Origin of the sequence: Candidatus Propionivibrio aalborgensis (assembly GCF_900089945.1) — a bacterium.
GTDB classification, from domain to species: Bacteria; Pseudomonadota; Gammaproteobacteria; order Burkholderiales; family Rhodocyclaceae; genus Propionivibrio; species Propionivibrio aalborgensis.
This window is the reverse complement of record NZ_FLQY01000090.1, coordinates 1-23,561: the sequence shown is the minus strand read 5'-3', so window position 1 is coordinate 23,561 and position 23,561 is coordinate 1. Positions and strand designations below refer to the sequence as shown.

The 23,561-nt window shown below is 57.3% G+C and carries 22 protein-coding genes and 1 tRNA gene; 15 read left to right on the top strand and 8 right to left on the bottom strand.

From position 1 onward, the window contains the following. Nucleotides 1-66 precede the first annotated feature (66 nt). Complete coding sequence (locus PROAA_RS05775) at nucleotides 67-1,293, bottom strand: HD domain-containing phosphohydrolase (protein WP_186410429.1); 1,227 nt, start codon at nucleotides 1,291-1,293, stop codon at nucleotides 67-69. Between the two features lie 320 nt (nucleotides 1,294-1,613). On the opposite strand from PROAA_RS05775, the gene PROAA_RS05770 reads away from it, so the two are divergent. Next, nucleotides 1,614-2,324: an alpha/beta hydrolase gene (locus PROAA_RS05770; RefSeq protein WP_245664182.1), complete on the top strand. Its 711-nt coding sequence runs from the start codon at nucleotides 1,614-1,616 to the stop codon at nucleotides 2,322-2,324. A 21-nt stretch (nucleotides 2,325-2,345) separates the two neighbouring features. Here PROAA_RS05770 and PROAA_RS05765 read toward each other — a convergent pair whose 3' ends face one another. Then, nucleotides 2,346-3,680 carry a right-handed parallel beta-helix repeat-containing protein gene (locus PROAA_RS05765; RefSeq protein WP_245664181.1) on the bottom strand — a complete coding sequence of 445 codons (1,335 nt, stop codon included), beginning with the start codon at nucleotides 3,678-3,680 and terminating at the stop codon, nucleotides 2,346-2,348. A gap of 22 nt (nucleotides 3,681-3,702) precedes the next feature. Beyond that, nucleotides 3,703-6,465 carry a DNA polymerase I gene (gene polA, locus PROAA_RS05760; protein WP_186410428.1) on the bottom strand — a complete coding sequence of 921 codons (2,763 nt, stop codon included), beginning with the start codon at nucleotides 6,463-6,465 and terminating at the stop codon, nucleotides 3,703-3,705. 17 nt (nucleotides 6,466-6,482) lie between these two features. Here polA and PROAA_RS05755 point away from each other — a divergent pair, with 17 nt between their 5' ends. The 13 genes from PROAA_RS05755 to ychF all read left to right on the top strand — a co-directional run bounded on the left by PROAA_RS05755 (nucleotide 6,483) and on the right by ychF (nucleotide 15,269). After that, complete coding sequence (locus PROAA_RS05755) at nucleotides 6,483-7,208, top strand: LOG family protein (RefSeq protein WP_186410427.1); 726 nt, start codon at nucleotides 6,483-6,485, stop codon at nucleotides 7,206-7,208. 41 nt (nucleotides 7,209-7,249) lie between these two features. Further along, nucleotides 7,250-7,591 carry a DUF2782 domain-containing protein gene (locus PROAA_RS05750; protein ID WP_186410426.1) on the top strand — a complete coding sequence of 114 codons (342 nt, stop codon included), beginning with the start codon at nucleotides 7,250-7,252 and terminating at the stop codon, nucleotides 7,589-7,591. A 140-nt stretch (nucleotides 7,592-7,731) separates the two neighbouring features. After that, entirely contained in the window at nucleotides 7,732-8,469 is a 738-nt protein-coding gene (locus PROAA_RS05745) for a BPSS1780 family membrane protein (RefSeq protein WP_186410425.1), read from the top strand. Between the two features lie 83 nt (nucleotides 8,470-8,552). Continuing rightward, entirely contained in the window at nucleotides 8,553-9,329 is a 777-nt protein-coding gene (locus PROAA_RS05740; RefSeq protein WP_186410424.1) for a BPSS1780 family membrane protein, read from the top strand. Then, a complete protein-coding gene (gene nadD, locus PROAA_RS05735; protein ID WP_186410423.1) occupies nucleotides 9,322-9,996 on the top strand; it encodes a nicotinate-nucleotide adenylyltransferase in 675 nt (224 codons plus the stop codon). The genes PROAA_RS05740 and nadD overlap by 8 nt, the downstream gene beginning before the upstream one ends. A 16-nt stretch (nucleotides 9,997-10,012) precedes the next feature. After that, nucleotides 10,013-10,375 carry a ribosome silencing factor gene (rsfS, locus tag PROAA_RS05730; protein ID WP_186410422.1) on the top strand — a complete coding sequence of 121 codons (363 nt, stop codon included), beginning with the start codon at nucleotides 10,013-10,015 and terminating at the stop codon, nucleotides 10,373-10,375. Beyond that, the gene (gene rlmH / locus PROAA_RS05725) at nucleotides 10,372-10,842 is read left to right on the top strand and encodes a 23S rRNA (pseudouridine(1915)-N(3))-methyltransferase RlmH (protein ID WP_186410421.1); all 471 of its coding nucleotides are present in this window, start codon (nucleotides 10,372-10,374) and stop codon (nucleotides 10,840-10,842) included. Before rsfS ends, rlmH begins: the two co-directional genes overlap by 4 nt. Beyond that, on the top strand, nucleotides 10,839-11,468 hold the full coding sequence (locus PROAA_RS05720) for a Maf family protein (RefSeq protein ID WP_186410420.1): 630 nt from the start codon (nucleotides 10,839-10,841) through the stop codon (nucleotides 11,466-11,468). Before rlmH ends, PROAA_RS05720 begins: the two co-directional genes overlap by 4 nt. A gap of 106 nt (nucleotides 11,469-11,574) precedes the next feature. After that, nucleotides 11,575-11,651 (top strand) — tRNA-Gln (locus tag PROAA_RS05715). Nucleotides 11,652-11,741: 90 nt separating this feature from the next. After that, on the top strand, nucleotides 11,742-12,692 hold the full coding sequence (locus PROAA_RS05710; RefSeq protein WP_186410430.1) for a ribose-phosphate pyrophosphokinase: 951 nt from the start codon (nucleotides 11,742-11,744) through the stop codon (nucleotides 12,690-12,692). A 56-nt stretch (nucleotides 12,693-12,748) separates the two neighbouring features. After that, nucleotides 12,749-13,387 carry a 50S ribosomal protein L25/general stress protein Ctc gene (locus PROAA_RS05705; RefSeq protein WP_186410419.1) on the top strand — a complete coding sequence of 213 codons (639 nt, stop codon included), beginning with the start codon at nucleotides 12,749-12,751 and terminating at the stop codon, nucleotides 13,385-13,387. Between the two features lie 194 nt (nucleotides 13,388-13,581). Continuing rightward, nucleotides 13,582-14,151, top strand: a complete 570-nt coding sequence (pth, locus tag PROAA_RS05700) for an aminoacyl-tRNA hydrolase (RefSeq protein WP_186410418.1) — start codon at nucleotides 13,582-13,584, stop codon at nucleotides 14,149-14,151. 26 nt (nucleotides 14,152-14,177) lie between these two features. Beyond that, nucleotides 14,178-15,269, top strand: coding sequence for a redox-regulated ATPase YchF (ychF, locus tag PROAA_RS05695; RefSeq protein WP_186410417.1), 1,092 nt, complete (start codon nucleotides 14,178-14,180; stop codon nucleotides 15,267-15,269). Nucleotides 15,270-15,388: 119 nt separating this feature from the next. Here the strand turns inward: ychF and PROAA_RS05690 are convergent, their stop codons facing one another. From PROAA_RS05690 to PROAA_RS05675, 5 genes are all read right to left on the bottom strand, one after another. Continuing rightward, nucleotides 15,389-18,733 carry an EAL domain-containing protein gene (locus PROAA_RS05690; RefSeq protein WP_186410416.1) on the bottom strand — a complete coding sequence of 1,115 codons (3,345 nt, stop codon included), beginning with the start codon at nucleotides 18,731-18,733 and terminating at the stop codon, nucleotides 15,389-15,391. After that, nucleotides 18,730-19,083 carry a hypothetical protein gene (locus tag PROAA_RS19455; protein ID WP_483771106.1) on the bottom strand — a complete coding sequence of 118 codons (354 nt, stop codon included), beginning with the start codon at nucleotides 19,081-19,083 and terminating at the stop codon, nucleotides 18,730-18,732. The genes PROAA_RS05690 and PROAA_RS19455 overlap by 4 nt, the downstream gene beginning before the upstream one ends. A gap of 204 nt (nucleotides 19,084-19,287) precedes the next feature. Continuing rightward, the gene (gene dsrE2, locus PROAA_RS05685) at nucleotides 19,288-19,902 is read right to left on the bottom strand and encodes a sulfur carrier protein DsrE2 (protein ID WP_186410415.1); all 615 of its coding nucleotides are present in this window, start codon (nucleotides 19,900-19,902) and stop codon (nucleotides 19,288-19,290) included. 110 nt (nucleotides 19,903-20,012) lie between these two features. After that, complete coding sequence (glgB, locus tag PROAA_RS05680) at nucleotides 20,013-22,199, bottom strand: 1,4-alpha-glucan branching protein GlgB (RefSeq protein WP_186410414.1); 2,187 nt, start codon at nucleotides 22,197-22,199, stop codon at nucleotides 20,013-20,015. Between the two features lie 428 nt (nucleotides 22,200-22,627). Further along, nucleotides 22,628-22,855, bottom strand: a complete 228-nt coding sequence (locus PROAA_RS05675) for a sulfurtransferase TusA family protein (RefSeq protein WP_186410413.1) — start codon at nucleotides 22,853-22,855, stop codon at nucleotides 22,628-22,630. Between the two features lie 218 nt (nucleotides 22,856-23,073). On the opposite strand from PROAA_RS05675, the gene PROAA_RS05670 reads away from it, so the two are divergent. Continuing rightward, nucleotides 23,074-23,561, top strand: a 488-nt coding sequence (locus PROAA_RS05670) for an ABC transporter ATP-binding protein (RefSeq protein WP_186410412.1), incomplete at its 3' end; no start/stop codon positions are given.

The following is a 23,561-nucleotide window of genomic DNA, read 5'->3' as shown; positions in this document are numbered from 1 at the left end:
CAACCGCCTAGAGGGCTTCGTGCTTCAGGAAAACAACTAAACAACTAAAGCAGGGATTTCCGAGCCTTAATCCACGGCAAGCGCATAGCAGCGGTCAAGCTGCGAATGCAATAGCTTGACCATTTCAGGATCAATGCGTCCTTGCGCACTCAGGCTGTCAATTCGCGAAATCACTTCGCTCTTGGCCATGTGTCCGCGGTAGGGGCGTTCCTGTGACAGTGCGTGGAAAATGTCGGCAACGGCGATCAGGCGCGCCTCGCGCGGGATGTCCGGTGCCAGGGATCGGTAAGGATAACCGGTGCCGAGCAGGTTTTCGTGATGCATGGAAGCCCATTCGGCTATCGGTTGTCCGGGAAACATTTTGCCGAGGATATGGCCGCTGTCATAGCTGTGTCGCATGACAAAGGCGCGTTCTTCACGCGTCAGCGGTCCTGGTTTATCAATGATTTCCTCGGGTACGCGCAACTTCCCGATGTCATGTAAGAGGCCGGCTATTTCGACCATGTCGAGGTGTTCGGCGCGAATGCCGCTGGCCTCGGCCAGCAACCTGCCAATGCTGGCTACGCGAGTCGAATGATCAAGCGTATAGATGCTCTTGGTGTCGACAATACGTGCAAAAAGCCTGGCTATGGCCAGCGCACCCACAGTATCGAGCTCGATCTGGTTGCCACGGTGCAGATGATATTCGATATGATCTTCAATGTAGGCCGGGTCCATGTCCAGCCAGAAGGATTCGCGGGAAGCGGCCCGGCGGAAGGCTTCGACAAGTTGAGGGGCGAACAATGTGCCACCGAGACCGGAAATGCGTTCCACGATCTCGGGGTATTCCCAGAGGATTTCATTCTTTAGCGAAGCGCCGACGAAATACGGAGCAAGGAGAAAATCGGTTCGGTCAGCGAGAAACAGAAGATTGGATTCAGCGCGCAGTTCATCGTCAATGTTCTCGAGGAGAAGAGCTTCCCAGCGAGTGTGGTGCCAGCGAACAACGCCCGAATACTCCGCCAGTGGCGGGCAGGTTGCCAGATAGTCTGCGCCCCGCAAGCAGTGATTCTGCGCCCCCTCCCATTCGAGTGTTTCGGTTATGGCTCGGTGTTCCTTGGCGCGCGATACCCCGCAGTCCAGCAGCATTCCCGCATAAAGCATTCTTTCGCAACGCAGTTGCGGCCAGTTCATTGCGCTAGCAATTTTCGCAGCCATCAGAGCCACACGCTTGCTGTGCTGAAATTCATCGGTACCGACAAAGTCGAGAACATTGGTCAGTGTGGAGATCGTGCGCTGCAAATTGATTTTCATATCGAACTTAGAACTGTGACGCGTTTCGTGGAATTAACGGAAAAGAGTGTTGAGCGATACGCGGGTTGCCGCACGGTTGCGCAAAGCGACACAGGATACACAAAACGCTTGGTTTTGTTGTGTCTCGTTAACAGAAACCGAAAACTATTGGTCACATTGTGTGACCCGCCTTGGACCACCTAGCCCAATGATCGCAATACTGTCGATCTACGCCAGTCTCGGCAAGATACGACTCCACGCCCCGAATTGTGTCGACGCCAGGTGACTATGCCGCCGAGTGGTTACAATAGCGATCGATAACTCGATTGAGGATCCCCACTGTGACCGAACGAGAGTCCCTTTCCGCAAACGATGGATTGCTGCTGCCAGCCATCAGAGTTGAAACCGCCAAGTCGCCCGAGTGGTCGGTAGTCTGGCTGCATGGGTTGGGAGCCGACGGGCACGACTTTGAGCCCATCGTCAATGAGCTGGATATTGATTCGCTTCCCGGTATCCGCTTCATCTTTCCCCATGCGCCGATGCGGCCAGTAACCATCAATGGAGGCTTTGTAATGCGTGCCTGGTACGATATTACATCGCCCGATTTCTCACAACGACGCGAAGACGAGCGGGGGGTGCGTGAATCTGCCGGACAGATTGAAGCATTGATTGCCCGCGAAAACGCATTGGGTATCGCCGATGACCACATTGTGCTCGCCGGCTTTTCCCAGGGGGGCGCCATCGCGCTGCACACCGGCTTGCGGCACACCCAGAGGCTGGCGGGAGTACTTGCTCTATCGACGTACTTGCCTTTGGATGACACCTTGACGGCCGAGGCAAACACAGCAAATCGCGATGTGCCGATATTCATGGCTCACGGCCATGGCGATACGGTGATTCCGTATGAGATGGGTCTGCGCTCGAGTGAACTGCTCAAGACTCAGGGCTACCCGCTGACCTGGCATCCCTACTTTGCCGAGCACACGGTCTGTATGGAAGAGTTGCGCGACATCGAGACTTGGTTGCACGAGATCCTTGGCGGCACGACCTGATCGTTGCTCCTGCATCGGTGCTCACTGAAATGCTCCAGGCGCCAGTGAATTGCCAATACGAATGGGTTTGGTGCCTACCGGGAAACTGAATTCAGCAGCCGGAATCAGATCCATGCCATTGGCCTGTCCTGGAATCCTGACCGATCCGCGCAACGGAGAAGAGCTGTTCAGTCGTACCGGCACCCCCCCATAATCGATCAGATCGCGACGTAGTGCCGATTGATTGCCTTCGAACCGGCCATGGGCCGGCTGATTCAGATCGCCATACCCCACCGTCAGATTATTGATGATCCAGCTCTCAATACCCCCAGGGAACTTCTCATCCCAAAGTTGGACGAAAGTTCCGGTGTGAAAATCATTGACCAGGGTGTTGTGAACCAGGAAGAGTTTGTTGACCGGCCAGCGTGGTCCTTCGGCGCCATATGAGACCAGGACGGGGTTATCCGTTCCGGCACTCTGGCCGATCACGTTGCCGAGCACATAGGCAATTCCTCCATTGGGAAACTCCAGCTCGTACGAAGAGCGACCCGACATGCCATCGGCTAGCATGTTGTTGCGCACAATATTCTCCCTGGCGCGAGATTTGACCAGATGCCCCTTGTAACCTTGTTCGAAGCGGCTTCCAGAAAGCGTGAATTTCCCGATCGCGCCGACATAGAGCAGGTGATGCAGGTCTGCCATATCATGCGGTGCGGCGGAAAATTCGCTATCGCGAACCTCAAGGGTCATATCCGCTAGATTCGACGTGAGTATCCCCATCTCGTTGTCGACAAAGGTGCACCGGGTTACAACGAGATGCCCTCGCTCGAAACGAATGCCTGCCCCGTTGCCCGACGGCACGCGTGCCCCCCGGAACTCGATGTTCTCTATTCGCACGTTGCCGCCCTTGATCACCCAGATGGCCTTGTCTTCGGCACTCTTGCCGTCGGCCAGCATCACTGGACGCTCACCCGAACCACGGATGACCAGATTGTTCTGGGTCCACACGGCCGGTTGTCCACGATACGACCCTGGGCGGATCTCGATCACCTCTCCGTCACGGGCCAGCTTCGCCGCCTCGGAGATCGTGGTGATCCTTTCCTGGCTGCCGACGCGCATGGTTGCTGGTTTTGCAGAGTCGTCGACAGCTGGTTTGAGCGGATCGGTACTCGCCTCGACCCGTAACTTGCCGTCCGCACCCCGCCGAATCTCTCCCTTGTAAACGGGCGATACGGGAAGCTGTTCTGCAGCACGCGCCGCTGTGCAGATTGAGGCGGCAGACACAAACACCAACAAGAACAAGTTTCGCGGCAGCGTGCTGCCTTGGGCAAAGAACATGCCATCGGCAATAGCGCTTAGCGTATTCATTAGCGGCATTCGTTTCTCCCCTTGGGCTGTTTCAATGCGCCTCATCCCAGTTGTCGCCCACGCCAACTTCGACGACCAGCGGCACGTTAAGCCTGGCGACCTGTGTCATGTGCGGTGGTAGTTCGACGCGAACTCTGGCCAGCTCTTCGTCAGGGACTTCGAGCACAAGTTCGTCATGTACCTGCATCACTAGGCGAGTCTTCAGACTATCGGAGTCGATCCAGCGTTGCACGGCAATCATCGCGAGTTTGATCAGATCGGCGGCGGTGCCTTGCATCGGCGCATTGATTGCCGCGCGTTCGGCGCCTTGGCGGCGCGCGGCCTGACTGGCGTGGATCTCCGGCAGCCACAGGCGACGACCAAAGACAGTTTCGACAAAGCCATTTGCCTTTGCCGCGCTGCGGGTGCTTTCCATGTATTTGGCAACGCCTGGATAGCGCGTAAAGTAACGCTCGATATAGGCCTGTGCCGCACTGCGTTCGATGTCAAGCTGGCGGGCGAGGCCAAAGGCGCTCATGCCGTAGATCAGGCCGAAGTTGATAACCTTGGCGACACGACGTTGATCGGCACCCACCTCGATTGGCGTGACGCCGAATATCTCGGCAGCCGTGGCACGATGTACATCCTCTCCCTGTGCAAAAGCCTCCAGCAGGCGCGCGTCTTCCGAGAGGTGCGCCATAATGCGCAACTCGATCTGCGAGTAGTCGGCTGACACGATATGGCTGCCCGGTGGCGCGATAAAGGCGGCGCGAATGCGTCTTCCCTCGGCGGTGCGTACCGGTATGTTCTGCAGATTCGGGTCGCTTGAAGCCAGTCGTCCGGTCACCGCCACGGCTTGTGCGTAGCTGGTGTGAACGCGGCCGGTTTGGCGGTTGACCATCTTCGGCAGCTTGTCGGTGTAGGTGCTTTTCAGTTTGGAAAGCTGTCTCGATTCAAGAAGCAATTTGGGCAGCGGGTAGTCGAGCGCCAGTTCGGAGAGCACTTCCTCGTCGGTTGACGGCGTGCCTGACGGCGTTTTCTTTTTCACCGGCAAGCCAAGCTTGTCAAACAGGATCTCGGCAAGCTGTTTCGGTGAATTGACGTTGAACGGTTGGCCGGCAGCCTCGTGCGCCAGTGCTTCGAGTTCAATCAGGCGTTCGCCGAGTTCCTGACTCTGCTGCGCGAGCAGTCCGGAGTCAATGAGAACGCCGGTGCGCTCGACGCGGAAAAGAATCTCGCGCACTGGCATTTCGATCTCGCCGTAGATGCGTTCCAATCCCTTGTTTGCAGCGATCTGCGGGAAGCATTTCTGGTGCAAAAGCAGACAAAGGTCCGCGTCTTCTGCTGCGTAGTCGGTGGCTTGGTCGACAGCCACCTGATTGAATCCGATCTGGCTCGCCCCCTTGCCGCAAATGTCTTCGAAGGCAATGGTTGCCAGGCCAAGATGGCGTAGTGCAAGTCGTCCGAGATCGTGGCCGCGCACGCCGTCCTTGCCCGATTCGAGCACGTACGACTGGAGCAGCGTGTCGTGGGCGATACCTGCCAGCGCGATACCATGGTTGGCAAACACATGCTGATCGTATTTCAGATTCTGACCGATTTTGGCGTGCTGTTCCGATTCGAGCCACGGCTTAAGGCGTTTGAGCACGGTCTCCAGCTCAAGCTGGGCGGGCGCGCCGGCATAGTCGTGACTTAGTGGAAGATAAACGGCTTCGCCGGGCGACACAGCCAGCGAAATGCCGACGAGACGAGCCGCAAAAGGATCCAGGCTGGTCGTTTCAGTGTCGAGCGAGGTCAGCGGCGACTGTTCAATCTTCGTGAGCCATGATTCGAAGCCGGCCCAGTCGAGGATGCACGCGTAGTTCTTGCGGTGATCGTCGGAAGCTGCGTTCACTACGGTTGCTTCCGCCGGGGGCTCTTGACGCGAGGCTTCGGCTGAATCCGCCAACGGCTTGTCCGCAGCCCCCCGCACTTCCTTCAGCCAGGATTTCATTTCGTAGCGCAAGAAAAGCTCCGCAAGTTGCGACCGATCGGCCTCGCGCGGTTTGAGGTCGTCAATCGACACGGGCAGTTCGAGGTCGCAACGAACGGTGACGAGCTTTCGCCCAAGCGGCAGGAAATCGACAGCATTGCGCAGGTTCTTTCCGACTGCCCCGCCAATTTCAGCAGCTGCAGCGATTACGGCGTCAAGCGACCCGTACTGCGACAACCACTTGACCGCCGTTTTCGGGCCGACCTTTTCAACACCGGGTACGTTATCCACGGTGTCGCCGACCAGCGTCAGGTAGTCGACGACGCGCTCCGGAGGCACGCCAAACTTGGCTAGCACACCGGCTTCGTCGAGCATTTCGTTGCTCATGGTATTGATCAGCGTAATCTTGGGGCTGACAAGTTGTGCGAGGTCCTTGTCGCCGGTCGAGATAACCACCTGGATTCCCAGTGCCTCGGCTTGCCTCGCCAGGGTGCCGATCACGTCGTCGGCTTCGACGCCGTCGATCATCAGCACCGGCCAGCCCGAAGCGGCAACACCGACGTGTATCGGTTCGATCTGGCGGACCAGATCCGCAGGCATCGCCGGTCGAGTGGCCTTATAGTCGGCATACCAGTCGTCGCGGAATGTCTTGCCCTTGGCGTCGAAAACGCATGCCTTGTAAACAATGTCCTGCGCCTTGTAGTCGCTATCCAGCCGGCGTAGCATGTTCAGTACGCCGTAGATCGCGCCCGTTGGTTCGCCTTGTGAATTGCGCAGGTCCGGCATGGCGTGAAACGCCCGGTAGAGATACGACGATCCGTCGACCAGCAGCAAAATTGGCATATATTCGAAAAGATGAAATGAGCGCTAAAGAAAAAATACTCCCGGTCGCCGATACGAACGCATCCAAGATCAGTGCTGAGCACGAGGCCTGGCGGGTGTTCGATATTATGTCAGAGTTCGTCGAAGCCACGCAGCGTCTGTCGGCCATTCGGCCTGCGGTATCGATCTTCGGCAGTTCGCGGATCCAGTCGGATTCGCCATTTTACAAGCTGACCGAAGACATCGCCCGCCAACTGTCCGATGCCGGCTTCTCGGTGATCTCCGGAGGCGGCCCCGGCGTCATGGAGGCAGCCAACAAGGGGGCGTTCCACGGCAAGTCGCTCAGCGTCGGCCTCAACATTCAGTTGCCGCACGAGCAGACGAGCAACGAGTTCCAGGACATATCGCAGAGCTTTCGCCACTTCTTCGCGCGCAAGTACATGTTCGTGCGCTTTGCCAATGCCTATGTCGTAATGCCTGGTGGTTTTGGAACGCTTGACGAACTGCATGAAGCCTTGACTCTCGTACAGACCGGAAAGAGCCAGCGGATTCCGATTATCCTGGTACATGAGCCCTTCTGGCGCGGCTTGGTCGACTGGTTTCGCTCCACGCTGGTCGACGAGAAGCTCATATCGCCCGAGGATCTCGATTTGATCCAGGTGATCGACAAGCCTGCAGAAGTGGTCGAAGCAATTTTCAGACATTACGAAAACCGGTGCTTCGCTCCACTCCCGTCGGAACGCGAGTTGATGCTCAATCTGTAATACAATCAAGGCTGATCTACAGCCAACTGGAAAGTAACTTCATGCGCCGTACTCATGCCTTCATTGCTCTGCTGGCCCTTGTCGCCGTCCCGGCTCTGGCGCAGGCTCCTGCCGCCGAGCCGCCACCCGTGCCGGATGTTCGGCCGCCGGCCATGGTGCCGCTCGATGACTCAATCGAGCCGCAGGTGACCATCAGGAAACGCGAAGGCAGCACGGTCGAGGAATACCGCATCAACGGCAGGCTTTACAAGATCATAGTTACGCCGGAGCACGGTGTTCCCTATACGCTGGTGGATCAGCAGGGCGACGGTTCTTTTGCGATCCAGGATTCCCCGGGAACCCCAACGCTGAGCGTGCCAATGTGGGTCATTGGCACCTTCTGACTTGCTGTGCCGGTTACTTGCCGCTACTCATCTCAGAGCCGGCTGGATTGCGACAATGTGCGCTTGAAATGTCCGGAAAAACATGCTCAGGCGCTGCACTTTCGTACTTCATCATTCAACTGATTTGAGCGAATAAAGTCATGGAAACCTTTCCGATTCAAGCTCCCGCCTTTAACGGCAATAGTCGCGCCGTACCTGCCAGCAATGCCTTTGAATGGCTCAAGCAGGGCTGGGCGCTGTTTATCGTCAACCCCGGTTTGTGGATCGCATTGACCATCGTCTTGTTGGTCATTCTTCTTGGACTCAATATCGTTCCCATGATCGGCACCCTGGCCGCCAACCTTCTGATGCCGGTACTTTCCGCAGGCATGCTTCTGGCGTGCCAGAAAGTGTCAAACGGGGAAGAGCTCGAGATCGCCGACCTGTTTGCCGGATTCAAGCAGAATACCGGCGACATGATCATGCTTGGCGTGCTCTACATGGTGGCCATGTTGATCATCGTCGTCGTCGTAATCGTTCTGGGTGGTGGCAGCATGGCGGGTGGTGTGCTGATGGGCCGCCCTGCCGGAGTCGGCTTGGCTTTCGGTGGCATGCTGCTCGCCATGTTGCTGTGGTTGGTACTCTCGGTGCCGTTATTCATGGCCATCTGGTTCGCGCCGGCGCTGGTGTTCTTCAATAGAATGGCGCCGGTTGACGCGCTCAAGGCCAGCTTCAATGCCTGCCTGAAGAATTTCCTGTCGTTGCTGGTCTACGGTTTGATCGTCATGGTGCTGATGTTCTTTGCCGCACTGCCGGCCTTCCTCGGCTTCCTTGTGCTGATTCCGGTTCTTTTCGGATCGGTGTATGTGTCCTACCGGGATATTTTTGTTGCCAACTGAACAGTGCGTGCACCATTTCCTTGAATCCGGTCGTCCTTGTGCGCCTTCGTTCCTCTCCTGACTCGCTTCACTGACCGGGTTCCATGAAAGCGCTGACTCTTCCTGCAGGGCGCGGCTGGCATTGGCTGTCCGGCGGATTCAGACTATTCCGCAAAGGTAGACTGGTGCTTTCACTCGCCGTGCTCGGCTACTGGCTGTGTATGGCCTTGATCAATTCGTTCCCGATTGTCGGACAGATCGCAGCATCTCTGCTTGTCCCGGCTTTCTCGGTCGGCTTGATGAATGTCTGTCGTCTGATCGAGCAGGGTGGCACGCTTCAAGCGCGGGAACTGTTCTCCGGACTTCGCCAAAATCAGCGCACCCTGCTTGTTCTTGGGGCCATCTACATTGTTGCCGGTGTCTGCGTTCTCGGATTCGTATCATTGATCGATGGAGGTGTGCTCTTTCAGGCCATTGTCCTTGGTGACCGACTCGACGAACGCACGCTTTCCAGTGGCGAGTTTGTTCTTGCGGTGCAAGTCGCCCTGTTGCTCTTCTCGCCGATCATGATGACGTACTTGTTCGCGCCCGTGCTGGCTGTCTGGCATGGTTTCCCCGCAGGCAAGTCGCTGTTCTTCAGCTTTTTTGCCTGTGCACGAAACTGGCGCGCATTTGTTGCCTATGCCGTGGCGGTCATACTATATGGCGCGCTTCTGCCGGGTTTGCTCGTCGGTTTGCTTGTTTCAGTGATCCCCGGAGGAAGCGAACTGTTCTCTGTGCTGTTGCCGATGCTCATCATGCTCATTTTTCTGCCTACGCTATACGCTAGTTTCTACGTGAGCTATCGAGACATTTTTGTTTCCATTGACGAGAATGCCTGAAGCTTCCGACCGGGCTGCGCTCGGCATCTTCGGCGGAACCTTCGATCCGGTTCACTTCGGACACTTGCGGCTCGCCGAGGAGGCTGCAGATAGCTTGGGACTGGAACGCGTCCGCTGGATTCCGGCTGGCCGGCCGGCCTTACGAGACTCTCCGGAAGTGAGTGCCGAGCAACGGCTCGAGATGGTTCGCCTGGCCATTTCCGGCAACCCGCGTTTCGAGCTGGATTCGGCAGAGGTCAACGATGCCCGACCAAGCTACACTGTGCCGACCCTTGAACGCCTGCGAACGACCGATGAGTTCGGGCCGCAGCGGCCCCTGGTCCTGCTTGTTGGGGCTGACGCTTTTTCCGGCATGGCAGGCTGGCATCGTTGGGAATCGTTGTTCGATCTGGCGCACATTGCGGTGGCGCACCGGCCTGGCTTCCCAGTCAATGCGGCCAGCCTGCCAACACAGGTTGCCGCGGCTTACCAGCAGCGCCTCAGTAGTTCACCCGCAGCACTCCAAGATGCTCCTGCCGGTCGTATCGTGACCTTCGCCATGACCCAACTGGCCGTCTCGGCCACACAGATCAGAACGCTGCTGCTCAACGGTCGCAGCCCGCGCTATTTGCTGCCAGAAGCGGTTATCGCTTATATTCAGAGTACTCAGCTTTACTCCAAACGATGAAACCCGCCCAATCCTGATGAACATTACCCAACTGCAGAAAATCGTCGTCGACGCCCTTGAAGACATCAAAGGTCGTGACATCGAAGTCATCAACACCAGCAAGCTCACCCCACTTTTTGAACGCATCATCATTGCCTGCGGCGACTCCAACCGTCAGGTCAAGTCACTTGCGCGCAACGTGCAGGACAAGGTGCGCGAAGCGGACGGCCAGATCATTTCCACCGAGGGTGAGGAAAGCGGTGAATGGGTGCTGGTCGATCTCGGGGATATCGTTGTCCATGTCATGCAGCCGGCCATTCGCAGCTACTACAACCTTGAAGAGCTGTGGGGCGGCAAGGGCCCTGAACGTGTCCGCCGGGTTGCCGCCGCTGGCGCATGAGACTCGGTATTCTTGCTGTTGGCCACAAGCTTCCCGAATGGGTAGCCAAAGGTTGTGCCGAGTATACCAAGCGCTTGCCGCATGAATTGCCGCTCTCCGTTGTCGAGGTCAAGCCCGAGCCGCGCGGTTCGAAAACGCGCGAGCAACTTCTGGCTGCCGAGAAGCTTCGTTTGCAGAACGCCTTGCAGAGTTTCAGCCGGAAGGTCGTACTCGATGAGAAGGGCGCCGATCTGACCACCCTGGAGCTGGCTCGACGCCTGGAAGGCTGGATGCGCGAAGGCGGTGATACCGCCTTCATCATCGGTGGCGCCGATGGCATCGATGAGACATTGAAACGGCAGGCCGACGACACGATTCGTCTTTCCAGCCTGACACTACCGCACGCCATGGCACGGCTGGTTCTCTGCGAACAGTTGTATCGCGCTGCAAGCGTGATCAAGAACCATCCATATCATCGGGAGGGATGATGGTACCTATCAGCCAACAGCATCCGCGTATCTATCTGGCGTCACGCAGCCCACGCCGCCGCGAGCTGTTGACGCAGATTGGCGTTCAGTTCGACACCATCGTCTTGCGTAACCATCCACGCGAGGACAGGGAGACCGATGAAGTGCCGCTGGATGGCGAAGGCCCGACCGAGTACGTTGAACGCGTCGCACGAACCAAGGCCGAGCAGGGCTGGCGTATCGTCAGTTGGCGGAAATTGATATCGCAACCCGTGCTTGCTGCGGATACGACGATTGAATTCGAAGGCCGGATTCTGGGTAAGCCGATTGATGAGGAGGATGCAAAGTACATACTGCGCCGCCTTTCGGGCAATGTGCACCGTGTTCTCACTGCCGTCGCCGTGGCTTTTGAAGGGCGTATCGAATCGGTGCTTTCGGTTAGCGAAGTGCGTTTTGGCGTAATCGACGAGGCTGAAATACGGCGTTATGTAATGAGTGGTGAGCCTCTGGACAAGGCCGGTGCCTACGGTATTCAAGGCCGTGCCGGCTTGTATGTCGAACATCTGACCGGGAGCTATTCGGGCGTCGTGGGTTTGCCCTTGTTTGAGACAGGGGTTTTGCTCAAGCGCTTCAATTTCCCGTTGTGACCTTGTGAGCGATCTGTCACCTGGCGCACGCTTCGCCCTGTATTTTTTGGGCAAACACCTGTATAATCCGCGCCTCGTTCGTCAGGCTCCAAATGCGAGCGACTGCTGGGGAGTCGCCAAGTTGGTCAAGGCACCGGATTTTGATTCCGGCATTCGAAGGTTCGAATCCTTCTTCCCCAGCCATTCGGTTTTTTCAAGCCGGGCGGGTAGTCAGCCTACCTGCCCGTATTGCTTTATATGCAGCGTCTTGCCGACGCTACGGGGATGCGCAATATGGCCTACGACAGCCTGATGGTCTTCACCGGTAACGCCAACCCCAAGCTGGCCGCCGATGTCGTCAAACGCCTGAACATTTCGCTTGGACGGGCCAAAGTGGGGCGTTTCTCCGATGGCGAAATCACGGTTGAGTTACAGGAGCACGTGCGCGGCAAGGACGTTTTCATACTGCAATCGACCTGTTCGCCGGCCAACGAAAACCTGATGGAGTTGCTGGTCATGGTCGATGCGCTAAAGCGCGCCTCGGCTACCCGCATTACTGCGGCCATACCTTACTTCGGATACTCGCGTCAGGATCGGCGGGTGCGCTCGGCGCGCGTACCGATTGCCGCAAAACTGGTTGCCGACCTGCTGACCGCCGCCGGTGTTCACCGTGTGCTGACCATGGATTTGCATGCCGAGCAGGTCCAGGGGTTTTTCAATATTCCGGTGGACAATATTTACTCGCTGCCGATCATGCTGGCAGATGTGTGGAAAAAGGATATTGATGGCCTGATGGTTGTTTCCCCCGATGTCGGAGGTGTGGTTCGCGCGCGGGCGTTGGCCAAGCGTCTTGAGTGCGATCTGGCCATTATTGACAAACGTCGTCCCAAGGCCAACGTATCTGAAGTAATGAACATCATTGGCGAGGTCGAAGGCCGTACTTGCGTGATCATGGATGACATGGTTGATACGGCAGGCACGCTGTGCAAGGCCGCCAGCGCGCTCAAGAACAAGGGCGCCAATCTGGTGCTAGCCTACTGCGTGCACCCGATCCTCTCCGGGACAGCCGTCAGCCGCATCAATGACTCGGAAATCGACGAGCTGGTGGTGACCGATACCATCCCACTGAGCGATGAGGCGCAGAAGTCACCGCGTATCCGTCAGTTGTCGGTGGCCGATGTGCTGGCCGAAACGATACGTCGTATCAGCAACGAGGATTCCGTTTCCTCGCTATTTATTGAGTAGTTTTATCAACCACCCTGTCTGGTCGCGGGCAGGGGCTGTTTCAACCAGGAGCCAAAATGAAATTTGAACTTAACGCGCAGAAGCGCACATTGCAGGGGTCCGGAGCGAGCCGCCGCCTGCGTCGCGCAAACAAGGTGCCGGGCATCGTTTACGGTGGGACAGCCGTCCCGACCTTGATTGAAATCGAGCACAACGATCTTCTTTTGTCCTTGCGCAAGGAAGCATTTCACTCGTCGGTACTGACAATCAAGATCGATGGCGTCGCTGAAAGCGTTCTGCTGCGTGATTCGCAGATGCATCCCTACAAGCCGCTGGTTCAGCATGTCGATTTTCTGCGCGTTGACGCTACCCATGCGATTCATCAGAGAGTCCCCTTGCACTTTCTCAATGCCGAAGTATCTCCAGGGGTCAAGCTTGCTGGCGGCAATGTATCACCGGCAATGAACGACATAGAAGTCAGTTGTCTGCCGCAAGATCTGCCCCCCTTCATTGAGGTTGATCTGAAGGATATGGAAGTCGGTCAATCGTTCCACCTTTCGCAGATTGTGTTTCCGAAGGGTGTTGCGCCCACGGCACACACCGGTGACGATCCGGTCGTGGTTACGATTTCGGCCAAGAAGGCGGAAGTTGTTGAGGAAGGCGAAGGCGAACGTGAGGGAGAGGGAGAGGGCGAAGCCGCCACTCCTGCTGCCTGATCTTCTGCATCAAGACGAAAGGCCGCCGTTTGGAGCCTGGCTCCCCGGCGGCCGTTTCGTTCAGCAGTTCTGACGCGTGATCGACGGCAAAGGCACGCAACAGCATTGAGCTCGACAATTTGGCCGCGCCAGATGACTTCCGTGTTCCCTTGTTCATTTGTACTCATGAGTTGAGTTTCGGGTTCTAAAACACCATGACCTCTCCCCGCCTGATTGTCGGCCTCGGTAATCCCGGAAGCGAATATGCGGATAACCGTCACAATCTCGGTTTCTGGTTTATCGAACGGTTGGCGAGCGATCTCAAGGTGTCACTTACGCCGCAGGGCAAGTTCTTTGGCGTCGTCGCTCGCGTGGGTGAGCTGAGCTTGCTGCAACCGACGACCTTCATGAACCGCTCCGGACAGTCAGTCGCCGCTCTGGCGCGATTCTACAAACTCATGCCGGAAGAAATACTGGTCGTGCATGACGATCTAGACCTGCAACCGGGCGGCATCCGGCTCAAGAATGGTGGGGGTAACGGAGGGCATAACGGGCTGCGAGACATTCAGGCGCACCTGTCTACCCCGGATTTCTGGCGCTTGCGCGTGGGCATCGGGCATCCGGGTGAGCGCAGCGAGGTCGTCAATTTCGTCCTTCAGGCGCCGCGTCGCGAGGAGCGGGAATTGATCGATCACGCGCTGGATCGTTGCCTGCTGGCCTGGCCGAAATTGTGTGCCGGTGACTACGCTGCGGCGCAACGCCTCCTGCACAGCAAAGCCACATAACAATTGTCACGAACAGGAATTTCACCATGAGTCTCAAATGCGGAATCGTCGGTCTGCCCAATGTCGGCAAATCCACGCTGTTCAATGCCTTGACCAAGGCAGGTGTAGCGGCGGAAAACTACCCCTTCTGTACCATTGAACCTTCGGTTGGAGTTGTCGAAGTGCCGGATCCGCGCCTCGAAAAGCTGTCTGCGATCGTCAAACCGCAGCGCGTGGTGCCGGCGGTGACCGAGTTCGTTGACATCGCTGGTCTGGTGGCTGGTGCCTCCAAGGGGGAAGGGCTGGGCAACAAGTTCCTGGCCAACATTCGCGAAACTGACGCCGTTCTCCATGTCGTCCGCTGCTTTTCCAACGACAACGTGATTCACGTCTCAGGAAATGTCGACCCTATCCGCGATATCGAAATCATCGACACCGAACTTGCGCTGGCTGATATGGCCACGGTCGAAAAGGCGCTGCTGCGTTATCGCAGGCCGGCCAGTGCCGGTGACAAGGAAGCCAAGCTTCTTGTCGCCGTGCTGGACACGTGTTTTGCTCAGCTTGACCAGGGCAAGCCGATTCGTGCACTCGATCTCTCGAAGGAGGAGTGGAGCAATCTCAAACCTTTCTGCCTGATTACCGCCAAGCCGGTACTGTATGCCGCCAACGTTGCCGAGGGCGGCTTCGAAAACAACCCGCATCTCGATGCGGTGCGGGCTCATGCTGCGACCGAAAGGGCCGAAGTGGTTGCCGTATGCGCTTCGATCGAAGCTGAGATTGCAGATCTGGACGACGACGAGAAACAATTGTTTCTCGCCGATCTCGGTCTTGAGGAACCCGGGCTCGACCGTTTGGTGCATGCCGGCTACCACTTGCTTGGCCTGCAGACGTATTTCACCGCGGGTGTCAAGGAAGTGAGAGCGTGGACGATCCACAAGGGCGATACGGCACCGCAAGCTGCCGGAGTCATTCACACCGACTTTGAACGCGGTTTCATCCGCGCGCAGACGATTGCTTACGACGATTTCATTGCCTGTGGCGGCGAGCATGGCGCCAAGGAAGCGGGCAAGATGCGCGCTGAAGGCAAGGAGTACATTGTCAAGGATGGAGATGTCCTTAATTTCCTATTCAATGTTTAGCAGCTCGTGCCAAGCATTTGAAGAAGTGTTCCCACGCAGTGGCAGTGGCCTTGAATTGGCACGTTTTGCCTGCGACATCCCGTGCCCAGGGAAGTGATCGTATCGTCCGTGTATCACACCTATGACGCCGATTTGCGGCTGACAAATTGCCGGAACTCTTCCAGTGGAAGCGGAGCACTGAACAGATAGCCCTGACAGGCATGGCATCCGGAAACGGCAAGGAATTCGCGCTGCTCCTCCGTTTCCACTCCCTCGGCGATTACCGAAAGCCCCAGGCTCTGTGCCAGCGCGACGATGGTGCGAGCAATGGCCGCGTCATTGGGGTCACTCAGTACGTCACGTACGAACGTTTGATCAATCTTTAACTGGTTCAGTGGCAGTCGTTTCAGGTATGACAACGACGAATAGCCTGTGCCAAAATCATCCAGCGCAAAGCTCACACCGGAACTCCTCAGCGCGTTCATCTTGAGGATGATCTCTTCGACGTTGTCGAGCAACAGACTTTCAGTGAGTTCCAGCTTGAGTTTCGTCGGATTGGCGCTCGATGTTTCAAGTGTGGTCAATACCTGCCCCACAAAATCCGGCTGGCGAAACTGTCGGGCGCTGACGTTGACCGCCAAAGTGAGATTTGCCATTGCCGGATCGCTTGACCAAGATACCAACTGATTGCACGCGGTCGTCAGCACCCAGGCGCCGAGCGGCAGAATCAGTCCGGTTTCCTCGGCCAGAGGAATGAATTCGATGGGGGAAATCAAGCCGCGGAGGGGATGCCGCCACCTGACCAGTACTTCCGCACCGGTCACCGTGCCACTGCCGTCTACCTGCGGCTGGTAGTGAAGCAGCAGCTGACCCTGCTTCAGCCCTTCGCGAAGATCGCCCTCGAGCGCGGTGCGCGCGGCAACCGCGGCCTGCATTTCCGGATCAAAAAATCGCAGGGTATTGCGTCCGGCCCCCTTGGCCTGATACATGGCCATGTCGGCCCGTTTCATCAGTTCCTCGAAAGTCGTTTCCCGGTCGGTGAGAAGGGTGATGCCGATGCTCGGCGTGCTGTTGGTTTGATGGCCGTCCAGATCGTAGGGCCGAACCAGTTCGGCGTGTATCTTCTCGCCAATGATCTCGACTTGCCTGGCGCCTTCGAATACTTCCCCGCTCAGATCCTCAAGGATGACGACGAATTCGTCGCCGCCCAAGCGCGCCACGGTGTCTCCTTCCCTGACGCAGTGCTCAAGACGTTTGGCAACCTGTTGCAGCAGCAGGTCGCCGATGCCGTGGCCGAGGGTGTCGTTGAGAATCTTGAAGTTGTCCAGATCAATGAATAGCACCGCCACCTGCTTGCCGCTGCGAGCACTCGATGCGATTGCCTGCTGCAGGCGATCGACCAGCAGTCGCCGGTTGGGTAGATGGGTTAGCGTGTCGTAAAACGCCAGGCGCCGGACTTCCTCCTCGGTGGCTTTGCGTTCGGTGATATCGCGTGCAAAACCAACCGTGCCGATGACATGTTCGTCGATCAGGACCGGTGACTTGTAGGTTTCGAACCATATCCTCTTGCCGCCGACTTCAATGGGTTCCTCTACATTTGTCGGGCGGCCGCTCTCGAGTACGGCCCGATCGTCCGCTTGATAGGCTTCAGCCAGATCACGCGGCCAGATATCGAGATCGGATTTGCCGACCAGGTGGTTTGGCGAAGGTTGGCCGCAGGCCTCGGCAAACGGCTTGTTGACGGCGAGAAAGCGGCTGCTATTGTCCTTGAGCCAGACCAGGAACGGGAAGTTGTCGAGCAACGCACGCTGCCTTAGCGCCTCCTCGATCCTGACCTGTTCGGTGATGTCGCGGGTGACCGAAAGCAGGCATTCGTCGCCATCAACGGGAATGGCGTGCACCGACATCTGTCCGATCAGTTCGCTGCCGTCCTTGCGGCGGAAGCGGAACTGCATGTTCTCGCAAAAGCCATCCTGTCTCAACTTTTCGACCATGCGCCGGCGATCCTCCGGGTCCACCCAGATCCCGAGCTCCAGTGAACTTCGGCCGATCACTTCGTCGCGCCGCCAACCGGTCATGCGCTCGAAGCCCTCATTTGTATCTACGAAACAACCATCGGCAATGCGGTTGATGTTGACCGAATCGCAGCTGGTGCGAAAAGCCACACGGTAGCGTTCTTCGCTATCGCGCACCGCCTGCTCGGCCTGGTTGCGGCGGGTAATGTCGCGGGCTATGCCCAGCACGCCGATCAGCTTGCCTGTGGCGTCGTGCATCGGCGTCTTGGTGGTTTCCACCAGGACACGGCGACCATCGTCGGCAAAAGTGATCCATTCTTCATTGCTCATCGGCTTGCCGGCGGCCTGAGCCTTGCGATCATGGTCGCGAAAGAAATCCGCCTGTTCACGATCCACGAAATGGTAGTCCGTCTTGCCGACAATCTGCGCTTCCCTTGCACCATAGAGGTGTTCAAACTGCTGATTGCAAAACAGATACACTCCCGCTTCGTCCTTGAGCCAGACGAGGTCGGGGATGGTTTCGAGCAGAACGCGCAAGCGCGCACGCTCGTTTTCCAGTTGCGCGGTGCGTTGATTCACCTCGCGCCGCAAAGCGGCCCCCCAAACCGCAAGCAAAACTCCGGTCAGCGCAGCGATCATCAGGGCATAGGCAAGGTAACGCCCATAAGGCAGAACGTTCAGCTTGCTGCCCATCCATTTGTCGTGCAGCGCCTGTTGTTCGTCGTCAGAGATTGCCGAGAAGCCCTGGTTCACCAATGCCAGGGTTGTTGCGTCGCCCTTATGCACTGCCCGATGAAACTTGCCCGTATAGAGCTGGAAGGCCTTGTTGAAATCGTGTTCCGCATGATGGCGATAGAGGAGGTAGTTGGCGGGAGGTTCATCCAGACAGAACACACGGATCTGCCCTGCAACGGCAGCCGCCACCAGCGCTTCATAGTTGCCGAATTCCTGCAAATGCGTAATGCCCAAATCTCTGAGCTTGCTGATGCAGGCATCGCCGGCTTTGACGCCGACCGCAAAGCCACGCAGAGTATCGGGGCCGGTAATTCCGCCGAGCCCAGAATGGCTGAAGATCGTCACCGGAATCAGTTCGTAGGGAGGCGTGAAATCCAGCGTCCTTTGACGCTCTTGAGTCATAAACATGGTATCGATGACATCGGCCTGACCGTCAGCCATCAATTGCTGCGCCTTTTGCCAGTCGGTGGCGACCAGATCGACGCGTACTCCGGTCTTGCTCTCCCAGAGTTTCCAGAGATCGACAAGGTATCCGTCCAGCATGCCGCTCGAATCGCGAAATACATAAGGCGGATAGTTGTCGTCCATCACCACCGTTAGTGTGCGACCGCCATTGGCATGCCCTGCCCTGGACTCCATTTCGGCACAGGGCGCCACTGCGACTACCAGCAGCATGAGCAAACCGGCCGTGTATCTCGCCCAGGACTCAAACCTGCCGCTCCGTTTTTCGCTCATCCGCAAGACCTCCAAGGGCAGGCCAGCATTGCTTCGGAGCCATTATGGTCCGGAACAGAAATGGCATCAAGGTGACACGGCCGACGAGGCGAAACGTCAGAGCGGGGTGCCGTTGAAGCGGGCGCCGACTCCGGCGCAGAGAACCGGAAGCGAATTCGCCAACCTTTACAAGTCACGTTAATGCGCTTTATTCGAATCAAGCCACCGAGAACGATATCTCGCGTCAATTTTGCGTTCGCGCTTTCAGCAACACGTTTGTTGACAGAAATCACGTCCAACAACCGGCGAGTGGCCGAACCGGCGACCACGGCAACGATCCAGCCCAGCGCAGGAATTGCAATAGCACCCAATACTTGACGGATATCGCCTTCGACGGAAGTTTATCGTGTCGTTGCAGAAGCGTTGAAGCCCATATCGTGGTCCTACAATGATACAAAACAGACGAAGATGACGTCGTTGTGACGACGCAATATGAAAAACGTTCCCTGAATTGTTCCCAAGCCGGTTTCGAAACGCCAACTGACCAATCAGAAATGCCAGCCGTTTCGGCAGGATTACATGAACAGGGCTACGTCGGCTTTTTGCGCCACCGGCAGAAAGGTCGCCGCGCCGGCGTAGTCCAAACTTGGAATGAAGTCGTCGTGGCCAAAGCCGAAAAGGTCCACGGTCATCTGGCAAGCGATGAGCTTGACATTGGCCTCCAGCGCCAGTCTACGCAGTTCTTCAATGCTGGCAACGCCGTTGTTCCTGATGGTTTGTTGCATCAGCAGCGTGGCTACGGTCTCGAAACCCGGAATGCCGGCCTGGATCAAGTTGGGTATATTCCAATTGATGTTCTTGAACCAGTCCGGGCCGAAGGGCATCTTCATCGGCATTCCGGGATTGCCGAGCGGACTCACCTTGAGGTCGGAGATGTCCTTCTTCAGCAGATTCAAGCCATAGAACGTGAAGAAGATCGAAACATCCCACCCCAGCGCAGCAGCCGTGGAGCCTAGGATGAAGGGTGGGTAGGCCCAATCCAGCGTGCCGCGGGACGCAATGATGGCCATTGAAGGCGTTTTCGCTTCTTCGCGCTGACGCAGTGCCTCTTCGATCTTCTGCGGCAGCAACTCGTCCAAGCGGCGATTGACGAGTTCTTCGATACCGGCCATTGCGGAAGTGGCAACCATATCGTCTCCTGATCAGCCGAGTCGCCTTGTAGATGTTTACAGGCTATCCGGGCTTGATGAAAAAAACATACTCCTGGCTACCGTCTGCACTGGCCGGCAGTTGCATCGATTTAGCGATCTCCCTCGTAGGCCAGAACAACTCCCGAGAGGGGTGGAAGCGTCAGCAGCAGTGAATGCGAACGGTTCATCCATGGCCAATCGTCTGCTTGAAGCGGCGCACTTCCATTGCCGACGTTGCTTCCGCCGTAAATTTCCGAGTCGGAGTTCAATACTTCGCGATAGCGCCCGGGCGAGGGCACGCCAATCCGATATTCGTAACGCGGCACGGGTGTGAGGTTGACGACCACTACCATCATTTCGTCGCCAACGCCCTTGCGCAGATAGCTGATCACCGACTGCTGGGCGTCATGGCAATCGATCCACTCGAATCCATTCCAGTCGAATTCGTGGCGGTGCAGTGCCGGGCTTGCCTGATAGAGATGGTTCAGATCCCGCACCAGGCGTTGCATGCCTTGATGCAGGGGGTATTCGAGCACGTACCAGTCGAGTACCCCGCAGCTGTCCCACTCCTTCCCTTGAGCGAACTCTGTGCCCATGAACATGAGCTTCTTGCCAGGATGCGTGAACTGGTAGGCGTAGAGCGTACGCAGATTGGCATGCCTTTGCCACTCGTCTCCGGGCATCTTGTGCAGCATCGACTGCTTGCCGTGTACCACCTCGTCATGCGAGAAGGGCAGCATGAAGTTCTCGGTGAAGCAATAGAGCATGCTGAAGGTGAGAATGCCCTGGTTGTATTGGCGGTATATGGGCTCGAGTGCCATGTAGTCCAGAGTGTCGTTCATCCAGCCCATGTTCCACTTGATGTCGAAACCCAGACCACCGATGTAGGTCGGGCGACTGACCTGTGGCCACGAAGTCGACTCCTCGGCAATCATCAGGACACCGGGGCACTGGTCGTGTACCGCGACGTTGAGTTCGCGCAGGAAATCGATCGCCGCAATGTTTTCGCGCCCGCCGTACTGGTTGGGAATCCACTCGCCTTCGTTGCGCGAGTAATCGAGATAGAGCATCGAGGCCACGGCGTCAACGCGCAGGCCGTCGATGTGCATGTCTTCCAGCCAGTAAACCGCACTCGACAGGAGAAAGCACTTCACTTCGTTGCGGCTGAAATTAAAGATCAGCGTGGACCAGTCCTTGTGTTCGCCAAGGCGGGGGTCAGCGTGCTCGTAAAGCGGCGTGCCGTCGAAGCTGGCAAGGCCGTGGGCATCCTTGGGGAAATGCGCGGGAACCCAGTCGAGCAGTACGCCGATGCCATTCCGGTGGCAGTAGTCGACAAAGTAACGGCAGTCGTCGGGGTCGCCAAAACGGCTGGTTGCCGCGAAGTAGCCGGTGGTTTGGTAACCCCAGGAGGGGTCGTAGGGGTGCTCGGTGATCGGCATCAGTTCGATATGCGTAAAGCCCATGTACTTCACGTAATCCACAAGTCGGTGTGCCGCCTCGCGATAGTTGAGGAACTCACCCTCCTGGCCGCGTTGCCAGGAACCCAGATGGACTTCGTACACGGACATCGGAGCATGCTGCCAATCGTGGGAGCGACGCCGCTCCATCCAGTCGCCGTCTCCCCAGCCATAGTTGCCGAGTGCGGGAACGATGGCGCCGGTGCGCGGACGATACTCGTGGCGTTGACCGTAAGGATCGGTCTTTTGCAGAACCTGGCCGGTGTGGCGATTACGGATTTCGTATTTGTAGATCTGTCCGGCATCGAGATCGGGGATAAACAACTCCCAGACGCCGCTACCACCACGCACGCGCATCTGGTGGCGACGCCCGTCCCACCCATTGAAGTCGCCAATGACACTGGCGCGCTCGGCGTTTGGCGCCCAGATGGCAAACAGCACGCCGCCGACGCCATCTACTTCGTGCTCATGGGCGCCGAGGAAATTGTGGGCGTGCCGGTGACGCCCCTCGCTGAACAGATACAGATCGAGATCGCCGATCTGCGGCATAAATGTATAGGGATCGCGCCCGATATGCTCGCGATTGTGACTATCGGTCCAGATCAGGCTGTAATGTTCCGGCAGTGCTTTGCCGTCGCCTTGCCACTCGAAATGGTCTGTGTCCGGCAGCCGGGTCATCGTCATTCCGCCTTCGGCGATGCGCACCTCGGCGGCGAAGGGCATGAATGCACGGACGATGACCTTCTTGCCTTCAGGATGCCGCCCAAGGATTGCGAAGGGATCATGGTGGCGTGCTTCGCTGATGCGTTGCCGTTCCGAATCGATGTGGCTCTGGTTCATAGTCAATCTCCAAGAAGTCGTGAGTGAAGGCGTGAAAGATTCTATATACTAATATTCCAATTGCGTAAAACGTGGGCAAACAAATTCTTCGTTGGGCGTTCAACGTCCGGGAAATCTTCTGGAGCGGGTATTGGGTCGACAAAAGACGAGGCAGTGCGCGATACAAGTCGAGGCGTTGGATTCAAGGCCCAACTTTTTCGGTATGAACTGTTGGAAGTGCCCATTCATGTTTTTGTCGACACCGTAATTCCACGAAGGCAGGCAACGCTTGACTCGCGTCACCGCATGAGTGGTCTGCGCTTCGTTATTACCCACTTTCAGCGTACGTTTATTATTGTACCACCCCATACACAGCATCGCAGACAGACTGCGTCATTCAGGCCGCGGTCGCCTGCTCATGTGCGCATGGCGGAGCCGGTAAACACAGGCTATTTGCGCTTGATGAAGAACTCGTATTCCTTGTTGTTTTCCGCACTGGCCAGCAGTTCGTTTCCGGTTTGCCTGGCAAATGCGGCAAAATCCTTTACCGATCCCGGATCGGTGGAAATCACGTGAAGCACCTGGCCCGACTGAAGTTCGGCCAGAGCCTTTTTTGAGCGCAGGATGGGCAGAGGGCAGCCGAGGCCGCGGGCGTCGACTTCCTTGTCGAAGTTCATGTTCATTCCTCTCTGTTGAGTCTGCAGCGGCACGACGGATCGGGTGCTTCAATGAACCAGAATATACATCAAGCCCATTCGTCATTCACATCCAAATGGGGCGGCGTCCGAGCCTCCCGTTAAACGCCAAGCAATCCGTTTGGCAGGAAATACGGGCACGCCAGGAGTATTCTGGAGTATTGGCGGAACCGACCGCAAGCTGACACCTCCTAGCATCTATGCTCGAAATCGAAAATCTTTGCCGCCGCTTCAACGGCCGCGACGTGCTACACGACGTCTCCTTGCGCCTCGTACCGGGCGAGTACGTCGCCATCGTCGGCGAATCAGGTGTTGGCAAATCCACGCTGCTCAACCTCATTGCCGGTCTGGACCGCCCCGACAGCGGTCGGTTGGCGCTGGACGGGAACAGCTACGACGGATTTGACGATGACGCGCTCACCCGCTTGCGCCGGGACAAGCTGGGCTTCGTTTTCCAGGCCTTCCATGTGCTGCCGCATCTCACCGTGCGCCAGAACGTCGCATTACCCCTGTGGTTGCAGGGTTTGGACGGTCCGGCCGCCGACGGCCCGGCGCAGCAACTCCTTGATGCCGTGGGTCTGGGCGATCGCGCAGCAAGCTGGCCGCGCGAGCTTTCCGGCGGTGAAATGCAGCGCGTGGCGATTGCTCGCGCGCTGGTTCATCGCCCACGCCTGGTGCTGGCCGACGA